Genomic DNA, 14,563 nt, shown 5'->3' on the forward strand with positions numbered 1-14,563 from the left:
CTCACGGTGTTGCAGGCGCCTTCAAGGACGCCCCATAGACTTGATTACAGATTCTGCGTTACGAACGAAAGCATCTGGTCGGCGGTGGAAATCACCTTGGAGTTCATCTCGTAGGCGCGCTGAGTGGTGATCATGTTGACCATCTCTTCAACGGTGCTGACGTTGGATGTTTCCAGGGTGCTTTGCAGGGTGGTACCAAAGCCGTTGAGGCCCGGGGTGCCGATTTGCGGCGCGCCGCTGGACGCGGTTTCCAGGAACAGGTTGTTACCAATCGCCTGCAGGCCGGCCGGGTTGATGAAGTCGGCGGTTTGCAGGTTGCCGATCACCTGGGAGGCCGGGTTGCCGGCCACGGTGATCGACACGGTGCCGTCGTTGCCGACGGTGAAGGTCTGGGCGTTGTTCGGCACCACAATCGCCGGCTCCAGCGCGAAGCCGTTGGCCGTCACGACCTGGCCGTTGGAGTCCAGGTGGAACGTACCGTCGCGGGTGTAGGTGGTGGTGCCGTCCGGCTGCAGGATCTGGAAGAAGCCCTTGCCGTTGACTGCCAGGTCCAGCGGCTGACCGGTTTGCTGCAAGTTACCGGCGCTGAAGTTTTTCTGGGTGCCAACAATCGCCACACCGGTACCCAGTTGCAGGCCCGACGGCAATTCGCTGTCCTGGGTCGACTGGGCGCCAGGCTGCTTCTTGATCTGATAGAGCAAGTCCTGGAACTCGGCGCGGTCACGTTTGAAACCCGTGGTCGACACGTTGGCCAGGTTGTTGGAAATGGTGGTCAGGTTGGTGTCCTGGGCGGACAAACCGGTTTTGGCAACGTATAGAGCCGGAAGCATGTTCTTCTCCTTCGTGCGCCTGTTTTATGGCGCCGCGCTACAAAATTAGTGTGTGGCTGCTATCAGCTCATTGCCAGGACGCGGGTCATGGCCTGGTCGTCTTCTTTGGCGCTGTTCATCATCTTGATGTGCAATTCGAACTGCTTGGACAAAGCCAGTACCGCCGTCATTTCTTCAACCGCGTTCACGTTGCTCGCCTGCAGGAAGCCCGACGTCAGCTTGACGTTGGCATTGGCTTGCGCCGGCTGGCCATCCTTGGTGTGAATGGTGCCGTCGAGGCCCTTGGTCATGTTCTTGAGGTCGGGCTGCACCAGCTTGATCCGGTCTACTTCAGCCATCACCCGTGGGCCTTCGCCCATGGCGCGGATGCTGATAGTGCCGTCCTGGCCGACTTCGATCTGCTGCTGGGGCGGCACGGCAATCGGGCCACCGTTGCCCATGATCGGCATCCCGTTGCCGGCCCGCAGCACGCCCAACGCATCGACGTTCATGCTGGCGCTGCGCACGTAGGATTCACCGCCATCCGGGGTTTGCACGGCCATCCAGCCATCGCCGCTGACGGCCACGTCGAGGTCACGGCCGGTTTCAATCATCGCGCCAGGGGAAAAGTCCGTGCCTGGGCGCTCGGTCAAGGCAAAGGCCCGCGCCGGAAAGCTGTCACCGAACACCGGCATCGAACGCGCCTGTTCCAGGTCACGCTGAAAACCATTGGTGGAAACGTTCGCCAAGTTGTTGGCGTGGGCCTTCTGCGCCAGTGCATTCTGGCTGGCGCCGGTCATTGCCACGTAAAGGTACTTATCCACGCTCTTTCCTCTTTCTGACGGACGCTTGCCGTCCACCGCTGTACTGATGAGGCTTAAGCAATTTGCGAACCAACTTTTGGAAATGCGGAAAAGTCCAGGCGGGGCGGGGGTTTGCAGTTTGAGTTGCGCAAATGACGGCTGGAGGAAAGTCGAAAAAACGGCGGACTTATGCCGCTAACGGCAAGCGCAGGTATCAAGACCGACAAAGAACCAATGTGGGAGCGGGCTTGCTCGCGAATGCGGTGGGTCAGTCTGTACATAGGGCGACTGTCAGACCGCATTCGCGAGCAAGCCCGCTCCCACAGGTTTAACCGCGTTCGGCCTTGAGCACTTCGTAGTCCCGCAACTTGTTGGCGATGGTGGTGTGGGATACGCCCAGCCGCTTGCCCAATAGACGGCTGCTGGGATGCTCGGCATACAGCTGCTCCAGCACCGCCTTCTCGAAGCGCCCGACAATCTCCTCCAACCCGCCTTCAAGGGAGAAATCCCCCAGTGGCTGGCGCACGCCATAGTCCGGCAGGCGAATGTGCTCAGCCTTGACGGTGCCGCCCTCACACAACGAAACCGCCTGGAACAGCACGTTCTCCAACTGCCGCACATTCCCCGGCCAGTGGTAATGGCTGAGGCGATCCATCGCCGCCGGCGCCAGCTTGGGCAGCGGGCAGCCGATCTGCCGGCTGGCCTGATCCAGAAAGTGTTCCACCAGCGGCGGCAAACCATCGAGGCATTCGCGCAGCGGCGGGATATGCAGCGAGAGCACATTGAGACGATGGTAAAGATCCTGGCGAAATTCGCCCCGGGCGCACAGTTCGGAAAGGTCCACCTGCGTCGCGCAGATCACCCGCACATCCAGGTACACCTCTTCATCACTGCCTACCCGGCGGAAGCAGCCGTCCTGCAGAAAGCGCAGCAACTTCACCTGCAACCGCGCACTCATTTCCCCGACACCGTCGAGAAACAACGTGCCGCCCGCCGTCAGCTCCAACAGCCCCAACTTGCCCTCCGCCCTCGCCCCTTCAAACGCGCCAGGCCCGTAACCAAACAACTCGGTCTCGGCCATGGACTCCGGTAACCCGGCGCAATTAAGCGCCATCAACGGCGACTGCCCGCGGGGGCTGGCCAGGTGACAGGCGCGGGCCAGCAGCTCTTTGCCGGTGCCGGTTTCGCCTTCTATTAATAGAGGGGCATCCAACGGCGCCATGCGCCGGGCTTCACGGACCACGGCGGCCATGACTTTGGAGCTTTGAAAAATGCTGTCGAAGCCCCGCAGCTCCTGCTTGCGCACATTGTAGATACGCTCACCCACGCGGTCGGCGCGGTGCAGAGTCAGCACGGCGCCGGCCATGGCTTCGCTGTCGTCATGTTCAGAGGATTGCAGCGGGGCAATATCGGCCAGGAACACATCGCCCTTGACCTTGACCCGCAAGCCATTGATCCGCGACTTGCTGGCCCGTACCAGTTCCGGCAAATCGAAATCTTCGGCGTAGCGCGACAACGGAATACCCGGCACCTCATCTACCCGCACCCCAAGCAACTGCGCCGCCGCACGGTTGGCCGCGACGATGGAGCCGCCCATGTCGATGGACAGCACCGGAAACTCCAGCGCACCCAGTAGCGCATTCAGTTCCATATGCCGACGCTCGCTGGGCATCAGCCCTACCCGCTTGACGCCAAATACCCCGGCAATCGCTTCGAACTGCGGGCGCAATGCCTGGAATTGCAGGTTCACCAGGTTCGGGCAGTACAGGTAAATGGCGTTGCCGTGTTCGCCGCCGACCTCGCCCTTGGCGACGTTGACGCCGTACTCCACCAGCAGGTTGAGGATGTCCCGCAGGATGCCGATGCGGTTCTGGCAATGCACTTTGATACGCATGAGAAGGCCCGAAGAAGTGAAGGCGCTGCGTCTATTTGCCGCTGGGCGCAGATAATCGTCAAGATTATGTGACAGCCGTGAGGCGATTCACACCCAAAACACGCCACATACACAGCGAATCACCTTAAGCGTAACGAAAATTTTACGAAACCCGGTAAGTTTTCCTACGGACCTATGGCGCAGGAGGCTGGCTTCCTGGCCCAGGCGGCGTATCAATAGGCTCATCCCAGGACATAACAAGAACGAATGCCTAGCAGGAGAGCAGTATGAAGCAGACGCAGTACGTGGCCCGCGAGCCCGACGCGAACGGTTTTATCGACTACCCGCCCGAAGAACATGCGGTGTGGAACACCCTGATCACGCGCCAACTGAAAGTGATCGAGGGCCGCGCCTGCCAGGAATACCTGGACGGCATCGACAAGCTCGGCCTGCCCCATGACCGCATTCCGCAGCTGGCGGAAGTCAACAAAGTGTTGGCCGAGACCACCGGCTGGCAAGTCGCCCGGGTGCCGGCGCTGATCCCCTTCCAGACCTTTTTCGAGTTGCTCGCCAACAAGCAGTTTCCGGTGGCGACGTTTATTCGTACCCGTGAAGAGCTGGATTACCTGCAGGAACCGGACATTTTTCACGAGATCTTCGGCCACTGCCCACTGCTGACCAACCCCTGGTTCGCGGAATTCACCCACACCTACGGCAAGCTCGGCCTGGCCGCGACCAAGGAACAGCGCGTGTACCTGGCGCGCCTGTACTGGATGACCATCGAGTTCGGCCTGGTGGACACGCCCGAAGGCCGGCGCATCTACGGCGGCGGCATCCTGTCTTCACCCAAGGAAACCGTGTACTGCCTCTCGGACGAGCCTGAGCATCAAGCCTTCGACCCGCTGGAAGCGATGCGCACGCCGTACCGCATCGACATCCTGCAACCGCTGTACTTCGCCCTGCCCAACCTCAAGCGCCTGTTCGAAGTGGCGCAGGAAGACATCATGGGCATGGTTGAACGCGGGATGCAGCTCGGCCTACACGCACCGAAGTTTCCGCCCAAGCCAAAAGCGGCTTGAGCTGCGGCTTTTCGGGCCAGGTGAGTCTGTTCCCTGGTCCCGCGTTGCTTTAGGGTGACGCCACTGACGACCGTTTTCCAAACACTCGATTTCAGGAATCCCCACATGACCACCTTGAACCAAGCCCACTGCGAAGCCTGCCGCGCCGACGCCCCGCAAGTCAGCGACGAAGAGTTGCCGGTGCTGATCAAACAGATCCCCGACTGGAACATCGAAGTACGCGATGGCGTGATGCAGCTGGAAAAGGTCTTCCTGTTCAAGAATTTCAAATTCGCCCTGGCCTTCACCAACGCGGTGGCCGTGATCTCCGAAGCTGAAGGCCATCACCCGGGCCTGCTCACCGAATGGGGCAAAGTCACCGTGACCTGGTGGAGCCACTCCATCAAGGGCCTGCACCGCAACGACTTCATCATGGCCGCGCGCACCGACGAAGTGGCCAAGGATGCCGAGGGCCGCAAGTAATGCATTTTGACGCGATTGGCCGGGTGCCCGGAGACCCGATCCTCGGGCTGATGGAGTTGTACGCCCAGGATCCAAACCCGAACAAGTTCGACCTCGGCGTGGGCGTGTACAAGGACGACCAGGGCCTGACGCCGATCCCGTATTCGGTGAAACTGGCCGAACAGCGCCTGGTGGAGCAACAAACCACCAAGACTTACATCGGCGGCCATGGCAATGCCGCGTTCGGCACGCTGATCAGTGAGTTGGTGCTGGGCGCTGGTTCGCCGCTACTGAGTGAACGTCGCGCCGGCGCCACCCAGACGCCAGGCGGCACCGGCGCGCTGCGCCTGAGCGCCGACTTTATCGCCCACAGCCTGCCCGGCCGTGGCGTATGGCTGAGCAACCCGACCTGGCCGATTCACGAAACCATCTTCGCCAAGGCCGGGCTCAAGGTCAGCCATTACCCGTATGTGGGCAGCGACAATCGCCTGGATGTAGCGGCGATGCTGGCCACACTGTCCACGGTGCCCAAGGGCGATGTGGTGCTACTGCACGCCTGCTGCCACAACCCGACCGGCTTCGACCTGTCCCAGGATGACTGGCGCCAGGTGCTGAAGATCGTCAAAGAGCGCGAGCTGCTGCCGCTGATCGACTTTGCCTATCAAGGTTTTGGCGATGGCCTGGAACAGGATGCGTGGGCGGTGCGGCTGTTGGCGGCTGAGCTGCCTGAAGTGCTGATCACCAGTTCCTGCTCGAAGAACTTTGGCTTGTACAGTGACCGTGTGGGCGCGCTGATTGTGTGCGCGGCGAAGGCCGAGAAGCTGACGGATGTGCGCAGCCAACTGGCGTTTATTGCGCGTAACTTGTGGTCGACGCCGCCGGATCATGGTGCGGCAGTCGTGGCGACCATTCTCGGTGATGCCAAGCTGAAAAAGCGCTGGGCCGATGAAGTTGAAGCCACGCGCGCGCGGATTGCGCAGCTGCGTTCCGGGTTGGTGGAGGCGCTGGCGCCCCACGGATTGTCGGAGCGGTTTGCGCATATCGCGGCGCAACGCGGGATGTTTTCCTATACCGGGTTGAGTGCGGAACAGGTGAAGCAACTGCGGGAGAAGCACAGCGTGTATATGGTCAATTCCGGGCGCGCGAACGTGGCGGGGATTGATGCGACGCGGTTGACGCTGTTGGCCGAAGCCATCGCGGATGTTTCCCACACCTAACTGAAGAAACCGGCTCCAAATGTGGGAGCGGGCTTGCTCGCGAAAGCGGTGGATCAGTCGAATTATCTGGTGACTGACACTCCGCATTCGCGAGCAAGCCCGCTCCCACATTTAGACCGAGTGAGTCTGTGGGGTTGAGGCTTAGCCCGCGACCATCTCGGCCTTTAGCTGCGCTTCCTTGGCCTGGGCATCCGCCAATCGATACAACTCGATATGCCCGTCCCAGTGCTCGATCAGCGCCGTGCACGACTCCACCCAATCCCCGCAATTGAGGTAATCCACCTCGCCCACCTTGCGAATCTCCGCATGGTGAATATGCCCGCACACCACGCCGTGCAATTCGCGCTTGGTCACTTCATGGGCAATCGCTTCCTCAAAATCACTGATAAAGCTGACCGCCGTCTTGACCTTGTGCTTGAGGTACGCCGACAACGACCAGTAGCCGTAGCCATAACGCGCCCGCCAGTGGTTCAGCCAGCGGTTGAGCGTGAGGGTGAACTCGTAGGCCGAATCGCCGAGGAACGCCAGCCAGCGGTGATAGCGGGTGATCACATCGAACTGGTCGCCATGGATCACCAGCAGATGCCGGCCATCGGCAGTCACATGCACCGCTTCATCCACCAGCTGGATATTGCCGAGGATCAGCTTCGAGTAACGCCGCAGAAACTCATCATGGTTGCCGGTGACGTAGATCACCTCGGTGCCGCGCTTGCTCATGGTCAGCAGTCGGCGGATCACGTTGGTGTGGGCCTGGGGCCAATACATGCCGCTGCGCAGTTTCCAGCCGTCAATGATATCGCCCACCAGGTAGACCTTGTCCGCGTGGTAGCCCTTGAGGAAGTGTGAGAGGTGTTCGGCCTGACAATCCCGTGTGCCCAAATGCACATCGGAAATCCACAGGGTACGCACGCGTTGCTTGCGGCTGGGTTTGGCGAGTTCGGCGCTGGTCATGGGCATGCCTCACGGGGTTTTCGCGAGCTTGCGCCCACGGGATTAATAGCCCATGACAGTGTTGCGTCAGTCTGATGACAGCGCCCAAGGCGGGCGAAGCGATGTAAACTGCGGGCCTGCCCAGGAGACTGCGATGAGACCCAACCTCACGCTACGCCACTACGTCGAAGAGCCCATCGCCCACAGCCATGACCACGCGCAGCTGGTGTTTGGCCTGTCCGGGCATCTGGACTTCGAGGTGGATGGCCTTGGCAGCCAGGTGCAACACAGCAGCGTGATGGTGCTGCCCTACGCCGCTCATCACGCATGTATCAGCCGCGATGGCAGCCGCTGCCTGGTGCTGGACGTGCCCGATGAGCACTGGTTGGCGCAGTCCCTGGGGGAGCATGCCGACGCCAGCCGGCGCTTGCTCGACCGGTCCGCCCACCTGACCCTCGACAATCGCCAAACCCAACTGGTGCAGTGGCTGGCAAGCAGCCCGGTGGACGATCCGCTGATCGCCCAGCAAGGCGCCGTGTTACTGCTCGCCAGCCTGAATTTCGTACAGCCGCTGGCGGGCAAGCGCCTGCCGTATGCCGCGTTCGATGCGCACATCCAGCGGCATGCGGCACACCCACTGCAAGTGGCCGACCTGGCGAAGATCGCCGACCTGTCCGTCGCCCGTCTGCATGCGCGGTTTATCGCGGAGTGCGGGCAAACGCCGATGGACTACATCCGTACCCGGCGCTTACAGATGGCGCGCGACCTGTTGCGCAACAGCCAATTGCCCATCGGCGAGATTGCCGCGCGGGTTGGCTATGGTTCGCAAAGTGCATTTGCTGCGGCGATGTTGCGCGAGTTTGGCCTCTCGCCCCGAGCCTTCAGACAAGCACCGTCCAGTGTGGGAGCTGGCGTGCCTGCGATAGCATCACCGCGCGCTATCTGAACGACCGAGTTGTCTGCATCGCAGGCAAGCCAGCTCCCACAGGGATCTTCACCAAGCAAGAGCCCTGCGACAAAACCCGCGAGCCCAACGACAGACGCAAACGCCTGCAACCCTCTAGACTGCGATCCTGTAAACCCGTCGTTTAAGGATCGCAATGACTCCCCGCACAGCCCTCGGCGCCCTGCATATCGGCGCATTGATGTTTGGCCTCACTGGCGTGTTCGGCAAACTGGCGGCCGCCTCGCCGGCAATCATCGTGTTCGGACGCGCCGCCTTCGCGGTGCTTGCCCTGGCGATCTTCGCGCGTTTCGCCAGCAACACCACCTGGCAGACGCTGCAAGCCCGCGACTGGCGCCGCCTGCTGGTCAGCGGCCTGTTGCTGGCCGGGCATTGGGTGAGTTTCTTTATTGCGGTGAAGGTCGCGGGTGTGGCCATCGCCACCTTGGGCTTCGCCACCTTCCCGGCCTTTACGGTGATCCTCGAAGGCCTGATTTTCCGCGAGCGGATTCGCGCCAATGAAATCCTGCTGGTGGTGCTGGTGAGCATCGGCCTGGTGCTGGTCACGCCGGACTTCAACCTCGCCAGCCAGGCCACCAACGGTCTGTTGTGGGCCGTCGGTTCCGGCTTGTTGTTCTCGCTGCTGTCGCTGAATAACCGTGCCAGCGGGCGTATCCCGCCGGTGCAGGCGGCCTTGTGCCAGAACGTCGTGGTAGCGCTGTGCCTGTTGCCGGTGGCTGCGCCTGAACTGGCGCAGGTGCGCGCATTGGACTGGCTGTGGATCGGCCTGCTGGGTGTGTTCTGCACGGGTCTGGCCCACAGCCTGTTTGTCGCCAGCCTCGCGGTGCTCAAGGCCCGCACCGCCGCGGTGGTATTTGCCATGGAGCCGGTGTACGGCATCACTATGGCCTGGCTGCTGTTTGCCGAAACCCCGACCCTGCGCATGCTGATGGGCGGCGCGCTGATCATCGTCGCCATCGTGGTGTCCGGCCTGATGGGCAGCGCCAAACCGGCCAAGCAGCCGGCCACCACGGCCGAGGTTCACTGAGTACGGTCGTTGTGCCCCAGGTCCCGTTGCGGGTCGATCTGGTCGCGCACCCGTTGCTTGAGCACCTTGGCTTCCGGAAAGCCGCCATCCGCCTTGCGCTCCCAGATCTGCACGCCATCGCAAGTGATGCGAAACGCACCGCCAGTGGCCGGCTCCAGGGCCACTTTGCCGAGGTCATCGGCGAACGTGCTCAACAGCTCCTGGGCCAGCCAGGCGGCGCGCAGCAGCCACTGACACTGGGTGCAATAAGTAATCACAATCTCGGGTTTGGCCACTGACATGAATTGAATGGCTCCTGCTTGGCGGGTTGAAAGGATCGAGTGGCTATAATACCGGCCTTTATCGTCCAGCCTTGAGATTGATGATGCGCCGCCTGTTGTCCTGCCTGTTGCTGTGCCTGCTCCCTGTCCTCGTCCAAGCCGTCGAAAACCCGCGCCCGAAGATCGGCCTGGTGCTCTCCGGCGGTGCTGCCCGTGGCCTGGCGCACATTGGTGTGCTCAAGGCCCTGGAAGAACAAGGCATCCACATCGATGCGATTGCCGGCACCAGCATGGGCGCGGTGATCGGCGGGCTGTATGCCTCGGGCTACAAAATCGACGAGCTGGAAAAACTCGCACTGAACATCGACTGGAAGCTCGCCTTGTCCGACGCGCCGCCACGGGAAGACGTGCCGTTCCGGCGCAAGCAGGATGACCGGGATTTCCTGGTCAAACAGAAACTCAGCTTTCGCGACGACGGCAGCCTCGGCTTGCCACTGGGGGTGATCCAGGGCCAGAACCTGGCCTTGCTGCTGGAAAGCATGTTCGCCCACAGCAGTAACACCCGGGATTTCGACAAGCTGCCCATCCCCTTCCGCGCCGTGGCCACCGACATTACCAGCGGTGAAAAGGTGGTGTTCCGAAAGGGCCACTTGCCCCAGGTGATCCGCGCCAGCATGTCGATCCCGGCGGTGTTTGCCCCGGTGGAACTGGACGGCCGGCTGCTGGTGGACGGCGGCATGACCGATAACATCCCACTGGATGTGGCGCGGGAAATGGGGGTCGACATTGCCATCGTCGTCGACATCGGCACCCCGCTGCGCTCGCGCAAACAACTCAACACCGTGGTCGACGTGCTCAACCAGTCCATCACCCTGATGACCCGGCGCAACTCCGAAGAACAACTCAAGGCCCTGGCCCCCCGCGACGTGCTGATCCAGCCGTCATTGGCCGCCTACGGCGTGACGGATTTCGGCCGCGCCAAGGACATGATCGACGCCGGCTATCGCGCCACCCGCGCCCTCGACGTCCGCCTGGCACACTTGCGCCCGGCCGAGCCGGTAGACCCGTCACTGGTGGCCGCCCGCACACCCGGCGAGCGCAACCCGGTGATCACCGCGATCAAGGTGGAGAACGACTCCAAAGTGGGCGACGAGGTGATCCGCTACTACATCCGCCAGAACATCGGCGAGCCACTGGACATGGCCCGCCTGCAAACCGACATGGGCACCCTGTACGGCCTGGATTACTTCGAGCAGGTGCAATACCGCGTGGTGAAAAAGGGCAAGGACAACACCCTGGTCATCAGCGCCCGGGGTAAGCGCAGCGGCACCGATTACCTGCGCCTGGGGCTCAACCTGTCGGATGACATGCGCGGCGACAGCGCCTTCAACCTCGGCGCCAGCTACCGCATGAATGGCATCAACCGCCTCGGCGCCGAATGGCTGACCCGGGTGCAGATCGGTGACAAGCAGGAGCTTTACAGCGAGTTCTATCAGCCGATGGACACCGGCTCGCGCTACTTTGTCGCGCCCTATATCAGTGCCCAGGCGCAAAACGTTGAGCTGATCGAAGACAACAACCCGATCTCCGAGTACCGCCTGGAACGCTACGGCTTCGGCCTGAACGTGGGCCGGCAGATCGGCAACAGCGGCGAGATTCGTTTCGGCGTCGGCGAGGCCTGGGGCAAGGCGGATGTACGCATTGGTGACCGGGATTCACCGAGCATCAACTTCAGCGAAGGCTTCTATGAGCTGAAGTACTCCTTCGATTCGTTCGACAACGTGTACTTCCCCCACACCGGTGAAGACATCGGCCTGGCCTTCCGCGAGTTCGAACCAGGACTGGGTTCGGACCAGCGCTATCGCCAGTGGGAATTCAAGCTGGACAAGGCCATGAGCAGCGGGCCGGACACGCTGATCCTCGGCGGGCGTTATGGGCGCACCCTGGATAAGTCGGACGTGGTGATTTCCAGCTTCCTGCTGGGTGGCGCGCGGCAGTTGTCGGGCTTTCGCGAGGATGCGATCGCCGGGCAGAACATCAGCCTGATGAGGGCGGTTTACTACCGCCGGCTGACGCCGCGGTCTTACTTGCCGCTGGATTTCCCGTTGTACCTCGGCGGGTCACTGGAACGTGGGCGAGCGTGGAACAACGACAATGAGTACGACAGCGGGTATATCAACGCCGCCAGCATTTTCCTGGGGTTTGACACGCCGCTGGGGCCGTTGAATTTCAGTTACGGGTTTAACGATGACAATCAGCAGGCGGTGTATCTGAACCTGGGGCAGACGTTCTGACTACACCACAAAACCAATGTGGGAGCGGGCTTGCTCGCGAAGGCGGTGTGTCAGTTAGCACATGCATTCACTGACACTCCGCCTTCGCGAGCAAGCCCGCTCCCACATGTTTTGATCTTCGGCGTTTCGAAAATCAGGACTTCTCGAGATTTCCGAGGATGTGTTCATGCACCCGCATGCACACCCGCAAATCCTCTTCATCGACACCCACAAACAGCTCATGGCGCAAGGCCGTGGCGATGGTTTCAATCTGTTCGATCAACGGCTTCGCGGTGTCGCACAGCACGATGCGCTTGGCGCGGCGATCTTCCACCACGGCCTGGCGTTGCACCAAGCCCTGGCCTTCCAGACTGTCGAGCAAACGCGCCAATGTGGGCCCTTCTACCCCGACACTTTGCGCCAGTTCACGCTGGGTAGGCGGTTCGGTAAAACGGGCCAGGTGCAGTAGCACCAGCCAGCGTGCCTGAGACAAGCCCAAACCTGCCAGGCGACGATCCAGCTCGGCACGCCAACCTCGGGACATCTGCGCCAACTGCATGCCAAAACGGTGTTGATCGGTTAACGGCATAAAAAACTCATGGATTAGACTGAAAATAAAGTGTGGCTAATTATTAGTCAGCTAAGCATGACCCATGCCAGTAGGCAAGACCCGGTATGTACTGATTCGTTACATTGTCGTAATTGGCACATCAAATCTCGAATTCCGACTGCAAAGCGGCCCTGACGCAGTACAAAACGCCTTCAGGCACACGCCCGGTAAACAACGGCGCAATCTCGGAAACCGGTGGCAATTCGCCTTCTCCATCCAGGAATGCATCCTGGATTTCGCCGAGCAAATCTTCCGGCAAATCAAGCGCCTGCTCCAACGACAACTGCTGCTTGCCGATGGACTCGGCGAGCAAGGTGTAGACGTTCTTTTCCGAGCACTGCAACTGCCCGGCGATCTGGATTGGGGTCATGCCGGCACGGGCCAGGCTGATCAGCTCGTGGCGGATATCGGCGACCTCTTTCGGCGCCTCGACCTGACCGCCGAGCACTTCGAGGAAGGCCTGGCCATAACGCTCCAGCTTGCGCGCACCGACGCCGCTGACCCTGCCCATTTCGCCCAGGGTGGTGGGATGCTCGCGGAGCATTTCCAGCAAGGTGGAGTCGGGGAAGATGACGTACGGCGGAACGCTGTGTTCCTGGGCGAGCTTCTTACGCAGCGCACGCAAGGCTTCCCACTGTTCGCGCTCTTCGAAGCGCACCAATTGGCTGGCCTGGCTGGTGCTGGATTTGGGGGTGGTTTGCGGCTTGAGGTCGCGGCGCAGCTCCAGGCTGACTTCGCCCTTGAGCAGCGGCCGGCAACTGTCATTCAGGCGCAGACCGCCGTAGCCTTCAAGGTCGATGTCTACCAGGCCACGGGCGACCATCTGTCGGAACAGCGAGCGCCATTCGCCTTCAGCGCGGTCTTTGCCGACGCCGTAGACCGAGAGCTTCTCGTGGCCGAAGCTGCGAATCTTTTCGTTGTCCTTGCCCAGCAACACATCCACCAGATGCCCGACGCCATAGCGCTGGCCGGTGCGGTAGATCGCCGACAACGCCTGGCGAGCCGGCTCGGTGGCGTCCCAGGTCTGTACGCCGTCCACGCAGTTGTCGCAGTGGCCACACGGCTGCGGCATGTCTTCGTCGAAGTAGGCGAGCAAGGTCTGGCGACGGCAGCGGGTTTCTTCGCACAGCGAGAGCATGGCGTCGAGCTTGTGCTGTTCCAGGCGCTTGTGGCGCTCATCGCCTTCAGAGTTCTGCAGCATCTGCTTGAGCATCACCACGTCTTGCAGGCCGTAGACCATCCAGGCATCCGCCGGCAGGCCGTCACGGCCGGCACGTCCGGTTTCCTGGTAGTACGCCTCGAGGGACTTGGGCAGGTCCATGTGGGCCACAAAGCGCACGTTGGATTTGTCGATGCCCATGCCGAACGCGATGGTAGCGACCATGATCAAGCCTTCCTCGTTGAGGAAGCGCTTCTGGTGGTACGCCCGCAGCTCATTGGGCAGGCCCGCGTGATACGGCAGCGCCGGGTAGCCTTGTTCGCTGAGGAATGCGGCGACCTCATCGACCTTCTTGCGCGACAGGCAATAGACGATGCCCGCGTCGCTGCGCCGATCGGAAAGGAACGCCAGCAACTGCTTGCGCGGCTGTTCCTTGGGCACGATGCGGTAAAAAATATTCGGCCGGTCGAAGCTCGAGAGGAACCGCTCGGCGTCCTGCAGGTGCAGGCGTTCGACGATTTCTTCGCGGGTGCGTTTGTCGGCGGTGGCGGTCAGGGCGATGCGCGGGACGTTGGGGAACAGCTCCGCCAGTTGGCCCAGTTGCAGGTATTCGCGACGGAAATCGTGACCCCACTGAGACACGCAGTGGGCTTCGTCGATGGCGAACAGGGAAATTTCCAGGCTCTGCAGGAACGCCAGCATGCGCGGCTGCACCAGGCGCTCGGGGGCGAGGTAAAGCATCTTCACTTCGCCGCGCTTGATGCGGGCGGCGAGGTCGCGTTGCTGTTCGGCGCTGAGGGTGGAGTTCAACGCGGCGGCCGCCACGCCGAGCTCTTCCAGGGTGGCCACCTGATCGTCCATCAAGGCGATCAACGGCGACACCACCACTGCAAGCCCTTCACGCAGGAGTGCCGGCACCTGGAAACACAGCGACTTGCCGCCGCCGGTAGGCATCAGTACCAGGGCGTCTCCACCGTTGGCCACGCGCTCAATGATCGCACCCTGGCGGCCACGAAAACTGTCGTAGCCGAAGATGTCCTTGAGGACGCGTTGAGCCTGCTCGAGCATGAAAAACTCCAAATATCGCCGAAATCCCTCTGTACAGGCTGGTCGAAAAA

At 61.5% G+C, this 14,563-nt stretch carries 13 protein-coding genes; 6 read left to right on the forward strand and 7 right to left on the reverse strand.

Features of this window, described 5'->3' with window-relative positions; translation table 11 throughout:
• Positions 1-44: 44 nt before the first annotated feature.
• The 3 genes from flgG to HBJ59_RS11945 all read right to left on the reverse strand — a co-directional run bounded on the left by flgG (position 45) and on the right by HBJ59_RS11945 (position 3,506).
• Positions 45-830 carry a flagellar basal-body rod protein FlgG gene (flgG, locus tag HBJ59_RS11935; RefSeq protein ID WP_003214609.1) on the reverse strand — a complete coding sequence of 262 codons (786 nt, stop codon included), beginning with the start codon at positions 828-830 and terminating at the stop codon, positions 45-47.
• 62 nt (positions 831-892) lie between these two features.
• Positions 893-1,633 (reverse strand): flagellar basal body rod protein FlgF, encoded by a 741-nt coding sequence (locus HBJ59_RS11940; RefSeq protein ID WP_076015133.1) that lies wholly within the window; start codon positions 1,631-1,633, stop codon positions 893-895.
• A 307-nt stretch (positions 1,634-1,940) separates the two neighbouring features.
• A complete protein-coding gene (locus HBJ59_RS11945; protein WP_076015132.1) occupies positions 1,941-3,506 on the reverse strand; it encodes a sigma-54-dependent transcriptional regulator in 1,566 nt (521 codons plus the stop codon).
• A gap of 266 nt (positions 3,507-3,772) precedes the next feature.
• Between HBJ59_RS11945 and phhA the strand changes: the two genes are divergently transcribed.
• The 3 genes from phhA (at position 3,773) to HBJ59_RS11960 (ending at position 6,222) form a co-directional block, all read left to right on the forward strand.
• Positions 3,773-4,564, forward strand: coding sequence for a phenylalanine 4-monooxygenase (phhA, locus tag HBJ59_RS11950; protein ID WP_063028067.1), 792 nt, complete (start codon positions 3,773-3,775; stop codon positions 4,562-4,564).
• Between the two features lie 105 nt (positions 4,565-4,669).
• Positions 4,670-5,026, forward strand: a complete 357-nt coding sequence (locus HBJ59_RS11955; protein WP_167663660.1) for a 4a-hydroxytetrahydrobiopterin dehydratase — start codon at positions 4,670-4,672, stop codon at positions 5,024-5,026.
• Complete coding sequence (locus tag HBJ59_RS11960; RefSeq protein ID WP_167663661.1) at positions 5,026-6,222, forward strand: amino acid aminotransferase; 1,197 nt, start codon at positions 5,026-5,028, stop codon at positions 6,220-6,222. The genes HBJ59_RS11955 and HBJ59_RS11960 overlap by 1 nt, the downstream gene beginning before the upstream one ends.
• Positions 6,223-6,363: 141 nt before the next feature.
• On the opposite strand, the gene HBJ59_RS11965 is transcribed toward HBJ59_RS11960, so the two are convergent.
• Positions 6,364-7,173: a UDP-2,3-diacylglucosamine diphosphatase gene (locus tag HBJ59_RS11965; protein ID WP_003214618.1), complete on the reverse strand. Its 810-nt coding sequence runs from the start codon at positions 7,171-7,173 to the stop codon at positions 6,364-6,366.
• A gap of 133 nt (positions 7,174-7,306) precedes the next feature.
• Between HBJ59_RS11965 and HBJ59_RS11970 the strand changes: the two genes are divergently transcribed.
• Positions 7,307-8,098: an AraC family transcriptional regulator gene (locus tag HBJ59_RS11970; protein WP_076015129.1), complete on the forward strand. Its 792-nt coding sequence runs from the start codon at positions 7,307-7,309 to the stop codon at positions 8,096-8,098.
• A 154-nt stretch (positions 8,099-8,252) separates the two neighbouring features.
• A complete protein-coding gene (locus HBJ59_RS11975; protein ID WP_167663662.1) occupies positions 8,253-9,143 on the forward strand; it encodes a DMT family transporter in 891 nt (296 codons plus the stop codon).
• Here HBJ59_RS11975 and HBJ59_RS11980 read toward each other — a convergent pair.
• The gene (locus HBJ59_RS11980) at positions 9,137-9,424 is read right to left on the reverse strand and encodes a SelT/SelW/SelH family protein (RefSeq protein WP_167663663.1); all 288 of its coding nucleotides are present in this window, start codon (positions 9,422-9,424) and stop codon (positions 9,137-9,139) included. The two genes, HBJ59_RS11975 and HBJ59_RS11980, sit on opposite strands and share 7 nt — an antisense overlap.
• A gap of 83 nt (positions 9,425-9,507) precedes the next feature.
• On the opposite strand from HBJ59_RS11980, the gene HBJ59_RS11985 reads away from it, so the two are divergent.
• Positions 9,508-11,697, forward strand: a complete 2,190-nt coding sequence (locus HBJ59_RS11985) for a patatin-like phospholipase family protein (protein ID WP_167663664.1) — start codon at positions 9,508-9,510, stop codon at positions 11,695-11,697.
• Between the two features lie 133 nt (positions 11,698-11,830).
• Here the strand turns inward: HBJ59_RS11985 and HBJ59_RS11990 are convergent, their stop codons facing one another.
• Together HBJ59_RS11990 and recQ are read right to left on the reverse strand one after the other, a co-directional pair.
• Complete coding sequence (locus HBJ59_RS11990) at positions 11,831-12,265, reverse strand: MarR family transcriptional regulator (protein WP_076015125.1); 435 nt, start codon at positions 12,263-12,265, stop codon at positions 11,831-11,833.
• A 121-nt stretch (positions 12,266-12,386) separates the two neighbouring features.
• Entirely contained in the window at positions 12,387-14,513 is a 2,127-nt protein-coding gene (gene recQ, locus HBJ59_RS11995) for a DNA helicase RecQ (RefSeq protein WP_076015124.1), read from the reverse strand.
• Between the last annotated feature and the right edge of the window lie 50 nt (positions 14,514-14,563).

The sequence above is a fragment of the Pseudomonas sp. AN3A02 genome, from assembly GCF_011765255.1.
Lineage (GTDB): Bacteria > Pseudomonadota > Gammaproteobacteria > Pseudomonadales > Pseudomonadaceae > Aquipseudomonas.

Coding starts and splice junctions, on each gene's coding strand:
- flgG (WP_003214609.1), bottom strand. CDS start 830: ATGCTTCCGGCTCTATACGTTGCCAAAACCGGTTTGTCCGCCCAGGAC.
- HBJ59_RS11945 (WP_076015132.1), bottom strand. CDS start 3,506: ATGCGTATCAAAGTGCATTGCCAGAACCGCATCGGCATCCTGCGGGAC.
- phhA (WP_063028067.1), top strand. CDS start 3,773: ATGAAGCAGACGCAGTACGTGGCCCGCGAGCCCGACGCGAACGGTTTT.
- HBJ59_RS11955 (WP_167663660.1), top strand. CDS start 4,670: ATGACCACCTTGAACCAAGCCCACTGCGAAGCCTGCCGCGCCGACGCC.
- HBJ59_RS11960 (WP_167663661.1), top strand. CDS start 5,026: ATGCATTTTGACGCGATTGGCCGGGTGCCCGGAGACCCGATCCTCGGG.
- HBJ59_RS11965 (WP_003214618.1), bottom strand. CDS start 7,173: ATGACCAGCGCCGAACTCGCCAAACCCAGCCGCAAGCAACGCGTGCGT.
- HBJ59_RS11970 (WP_076015129.1), top strand. CDS start 7,307: ATGAGACCCAACCTCACGCTACGCCACTACGTCGAAGAGCCCATCGCC.
- HBJ59_RS11975 (WP_167663662.1), top strand. CDS start 8,253: ATGACTCCCCGCACAGCCCTCGGCGCCCTGCATATCGGCGCATTGATG.
- HBJ59_RS11980 (WP_167663663.1), bottom strand. CDS start 9,424: ATGTCAGTGGCCAAACCCGAGATTGTGATTACTTATTGCACCCAGTGT.
- HBJ59_RS11985 (WP_167663664.1), top strand. CDS start 9,508: ATGCGCCGCCTGTTGTCCTGCCTGTTGCTGTGCCTGCTCCCTGTCCTC.
- HBJ59_RS11990 (WP_076015125.1), bottom strand. CDS start 12,265: ATGCCGTTAACCGATCAACACCGTTTTGGCATGCAGTTGGCGCAGATG.
- recQ (WP_076015124.1), bottom strand. CDS start 14,513: ATGCTCGAGCAGGCTCAACGCGTCCTCAAGGACATCTTCGGCTACGAC.